Raw genomic sequence first — 4,145 nt, 5'->3', positions numbered from 1 at the left:
CGTCGAACGTGCGCTGCGGGCCCTTCCGGACGGGCCGGAGGCGGTCCTCGCCGAAGCGGTGGCCGTGCTCGACGAGGACGAACGGGTCAACCGCGCGGCCTCCCGCCACGCCGCCGACCTCGTCCTCGCCCACTGTGCGCGCCGCCCGCTGCGGCTGCTCACCCACTGCAACACCGGTCGCCTCGCCGCCGTGGCGTGGGGGACCGCACTCGGCACCGTGCGCGATCTCCACGCGGCGGGCCACGTCGAGTACGTGCTGGCCGACGAGACCCGGCCGCTGTGGCAGGGCTCGCGGCTGACCGCGTGGGAGCTTGCCGAGGAGGGGGTGCCGTACCGGGTGCTGCCCGACGCCGCGGCGGCCTCGGCGCTGGCACTCGGGATGGTGGACTGCGTGCTCGTCGGCGCGGACCGCATCGCCGCGAACGGCGACGTGGCGAACAAGGTCGGCACCTACGGCCTCGGCGTCGTCGCGGCCCGGCACGACATCCCGTTCGTCGTCGTCGCCACGGAGTCCACTGTGGATCGCACGTTGCCCGACGGCGACGGCGTCGTGATCGAGGAGCGTGCGGCTGACGAGATCACGCACGTGGCGGGCACGCCCGTGGCACCGGAGGGCGCACCGGTGTTCAACCCCGCCTTCGACGTCACGCCCGCGTCCCTGGTGACGGCGGTGGTCACCGAGAACGGGCTCATGCGACCCAACCGGTAAACGCGCTGGCGCCCGGGAAGTCGATCTCCGTATCCTCCCGGGCGTGGACGATGCGCCCGTCTCCGACGTACTCACCCGGCTGGGCCTCGACGGCCGCTCCCCCTCGCGCTTCGCGACCGGCTCGCTGCCCGTCTACGCGGTCGGGGACGACCTGGTCCTCAAGCTCTACCCGGACGCCGACCGCGACGAGGCCCGCACCGAGACGGTGGCGCTGCGGGCCGTGCACGGCAGGCTGTCGATCCCGACGCCGTGCGTCGAGGATGCCGGGTCGGTCGGCGACTGGCACTACGTGCTCATGCGCCGACTCCCGGGACGCGGCCTCGACGAGGTGTGGCCGACGCTGCCCGCGCCGGAGCGGGCGGACCTCGCCGAGCGCCTCGGTGCCGGGCTGGCCGAGCTGCATGCGGTGACCGGTGCCGCCGTGGACGAGCTCGGGCCGCGCGACTGGAGCGAGTTCCTCACCCAGCAGCGGGCGGCGGTGGTCGCCGGACAGCGCGGACTCGGCCTTCACCCCGCGTGGCTGGCGCGCATCCCGGACTACCTCGACAGCGTCGATCTCGGCACACCGACGCCGGTGCTGCTGCACACGGAGCTGCTCGCCGAGCACGTCCTCGTCCGCCACGACGGGCGCCGGTGGACGGTGACCGGGCTCATCGACTTCGAACCGGCGATGCGGGGCGCGGCGGAGTACGACTTCGCCGCCGTGACGGTGTCGCTCACCCGGGGCGATCCGGCGTTGTGGCGACGGTTCCTGCGCGGCTACGGGATCGGAGCGCACCCCGGTGCCGAGTTCGCGCGCCGGTGCCTGGCCTACACGGTGCTGCACCGCTACTCGAACCTCCGCGCGTACCTGGAGGCACTGCCCGCACCGGAGAGGCCGACACTGGACGCACTCGCACACGCCTGGTTCGGCTGAACACCCACGTCCGCCGCCACCCGAGGGCGCCTGCCTGCGTGGGACGCCGCGCGCGGTGCGGTTCTCGGTCGTCGACGCCGTGCGAGGATGGGGCGATGCGGCAGATCGACACCGACCGGAACCTGGCGAAGACGATCTTCGACGAGCTCAGGGGCGCGATCGTCAGTGGCGAGCTGGTGCCGGGCACGCTTTACTCCGTTCACGATCTGGCCGCACGACTCGGTGTCTCCCGAACGCCCGTGCGGGAGGCGTTGATCCAGTTGTCCGAGCGCGGGATGGTGCGCTTCGAACGCAACCGGGGCATCCGGGTGCTCCGGACGTCGCTGCACGACCTGGAGGAGGTCTTCGCCGTCCGCCTGCTGTTGGAGGTTCCCGCGACCTTCCGCGCCACGACACAGCACGCGCCGGGACTGACGGAGGACCTGGCGGGGCATCTGGCCGCGATGCGGGCCGCCGCCGACGAGCACGACGAGACCGCGTTCATGGCCGCCGACCGCCGGTTCCACCAGGCGCTCAACGCGGCGTCGGGCAATCTGCGGCTCGCGCACTACGTCGACTCGCTGCGGGACATGGTGTTGCTGCGCGGCACCTCCACGGTGGACCGTTCGCGCGGTCTGCACGACATCCTCGCCGAGCACGAGACGATCCACGCGGCGATCCGGCACGGCGAGGCGGAACGGGCCGCCGAGGCCATGCGAGAGCACCTGCTGCACACCGCACGGCTGCTGATCGGGCAGGAGGCCGCCGAGACCGGCGACGCGGAGCCCGAGATCGCGCTCGACTGGACCCGCTTCCCCGGCTGAGGGACCACTCCGGGGCGGCAGGCGGGCGACCCCCGCTGAACCTGTAGGGGCAACTCACGCCCGCGAGGGGGCAACTCGCGGAACGTGAGGGGCAACTCGCGGGACGGGAAGGGGCGACTCGCGGGTTGACTAGTGGCATGCCACATGCCACTGTCGGGCGGCCGCGACGTCCGGAGGCGGGAGAAGGCATGACCGAGTACCTGCACGAGTCCGTGTTCACCTGGGCGGCGACTCCGCTGAAGTTCGGGGCGGGCGCCGTGGACGAGATCGGCTGGGACCTCGCCGGGCAGGGCCTGACGCGCGTCCTGCTGCTCACCGACCCTGGCGTGGCCGCGACCGGCGTCCCCCAGCGGGTCGCCGACTCCGCCACCGCGGCCGGAGTCGCGGTCGAGATCTACGACGGCGTGCACGTCGAGCCCACCGACGCCAGCGTGCGCGACGCCGTCGAGTTCGCCCGTCACTCGGACTGGGACGGCTTCCTCGGTGTGGGCGGCGGGTCCGCCATCGACACCGCCAAGGCCGTCAACCTGATGACCACCTACCCCGCCGACCTGTTCGACTACATCAACAAGCCGATCGGAGGCGGCAGGGCGCCCGGCGGTCCGCTCAAGCCGCTCGTGGCCGTGCCCACCACGGCGGGCACCGGGTCGGAGACCACGCCGGTGTGCATCATGGACCTGCTGGAACTGAAGGTGAAGTCCGGCATCAGCCACCCCGCCCTGCGCCCCACCACCGCGGTGATCGACCCACTGCTCACGCTGTCGATGCCTCCCGAGGTCACCGCCGCGGGCGGCATGGACGTACTCTGCCACGCACTCGAGTCCTACACCGCGAAGCCGTTCCACTCCTTCGCCCGGCACACCCCGCAGACCCGGGTCGCCTACAACGGCGCCAACCCGATCTCCGACACCTGGACCGAGAAGGCCCTGCGCCTGCTGGCGCGGTCGTTCCGCAGGGCCGTGCTCAACGGCGGGGACCTCGACGCGCGCACCGACATGATGCTCGCCGCGACGTTCGCGGGCATGGGCTTCGGCAACGCCGGGGTGCACATCCCACACGCCTGCGCCTACCCGATCGCGGGGAAGGTGCGCGCATACCGGCCCCGCAACTACCCGTCGCGGGAGGCGCTGGTCCCGCACGGCGAGTCCGTCTCGCTCACCGCCCCCGCCGCGTTCCGGTTCACCTTCCCCACCGACCCGGACAAGCACGTCCACGCCGCCGAGATCCTCGACCCTGCCGCCGCCGAACACGACCCCCGCGAGCGCCTGCCGTGGGCGCTGTCGCGGCTGATGCGCGACATCGGCATCCCGAACGGGCTCGCCGGCGTCGGCTTCGGCGAGAGCGACGTTCCCTCCCTCGTGGACGGCGCGCTCCAGCAGCAGCGGCTACTGTCGGTGGCGCCGCGCGAGGTCGGCGACGACCACGTGGCCGCGATCCTGGCCGACTCGTTGGAGAACTGGTGACTCCCACCGACCCCGCACCGGCCCCCGGGGTGACGGGCCACGACACCGGCGCCGCCGCGGACCGTGACCTCGTCCGCGCTCTCGACCGCGCCGTGACGGGCGAGGTGGACGCCTCGGCCTCGGCGCGGGCCATGTTCAGCATGGACGCGTCCAACTACCGGCACGTCCCCCGGGCGGTCGTGTTCCCGCGCACGGCCGACGACGTGGCCGCCGCGCTGCGGGTGTGCCGGGCGCACGGCGTCGGGGTCACCGCG

General features: G+C 73.1%; 5 protein-coding genes. All 5 read left to right on the top strand.

The features are described 5' to 3' along the window. Nucleotides 1–709 (top strand): S-methyl-5-thioribose-1-phosphate isomerase (gene mtnA, locus SACSA_RS22575; RefSeq protein ID WP_019816002.1); only part of this gene is annotated, 709 nt, incomplete at its 5' end. Nucleotides 710–752: 43 nt separating this feature from the next. Beyond that, entirely contained in the window at nucleotides 753–1,625 is an 873-nt protein-coding gene (locus SACSA_RS0111415; protein WP_019815999.1) for a phosphotransferase family protein, read from the top strand. A 95-nt stretch (nucleotides 1,626–1,720) separates the two neighbouring features. Then, nucleotides 1,721–2,428 carry a GntR family transcriptional regulator gene (locus SACSA_RS0111410; RefSeq protein WP_019815997.1) on the top strand — a complete coding sequence of 236 codons (708 nt, stop codon included), beginning with the start codon at nucleotides 1,721–1,723 and terminating at the stop codon, nucleotides 2,426–2,428. 188 nt (nucleotides 2,429–2,616) lie between these two features. Continuing rightward, on the top strand, nucleotides 2,617–3,891 hold the full coding sequence (locus SACSA_RS0111405) for a hydroxyacid-oxoacid transhydrogenase (protein ID WP_019815996.1): 1,275 nt from the start codon (nucleotides 2,617–2,619) through the stop codon (nucleotides 3,889–3,891). Then, a partial coding sequence (locus SACSA_RS22570; RefSeq protein ID WP_048876692.1) for a hypothetical protein occupies nucleotides 3,888–4,145 on the top strand: 258 nt, incomplete at its 3' end. The genes SACSA_RS0111405 and SACSA_RS22570, both read left to right, overlap by 4 nt.

This window comes from Saccharomonospora saliphila YIM 90502, assembly GCF_000383795.1.
Classification (GTDB): Bacteria; Actinomycetota; Actinomycetes; order Mycobacteriales; family Pseudonocardiaceae; genus Saccharomonospora; species Saccharomonospora saliphila.
This window is presented reverse-complemented; position numbering and strand designations above follow the sequence as displayed.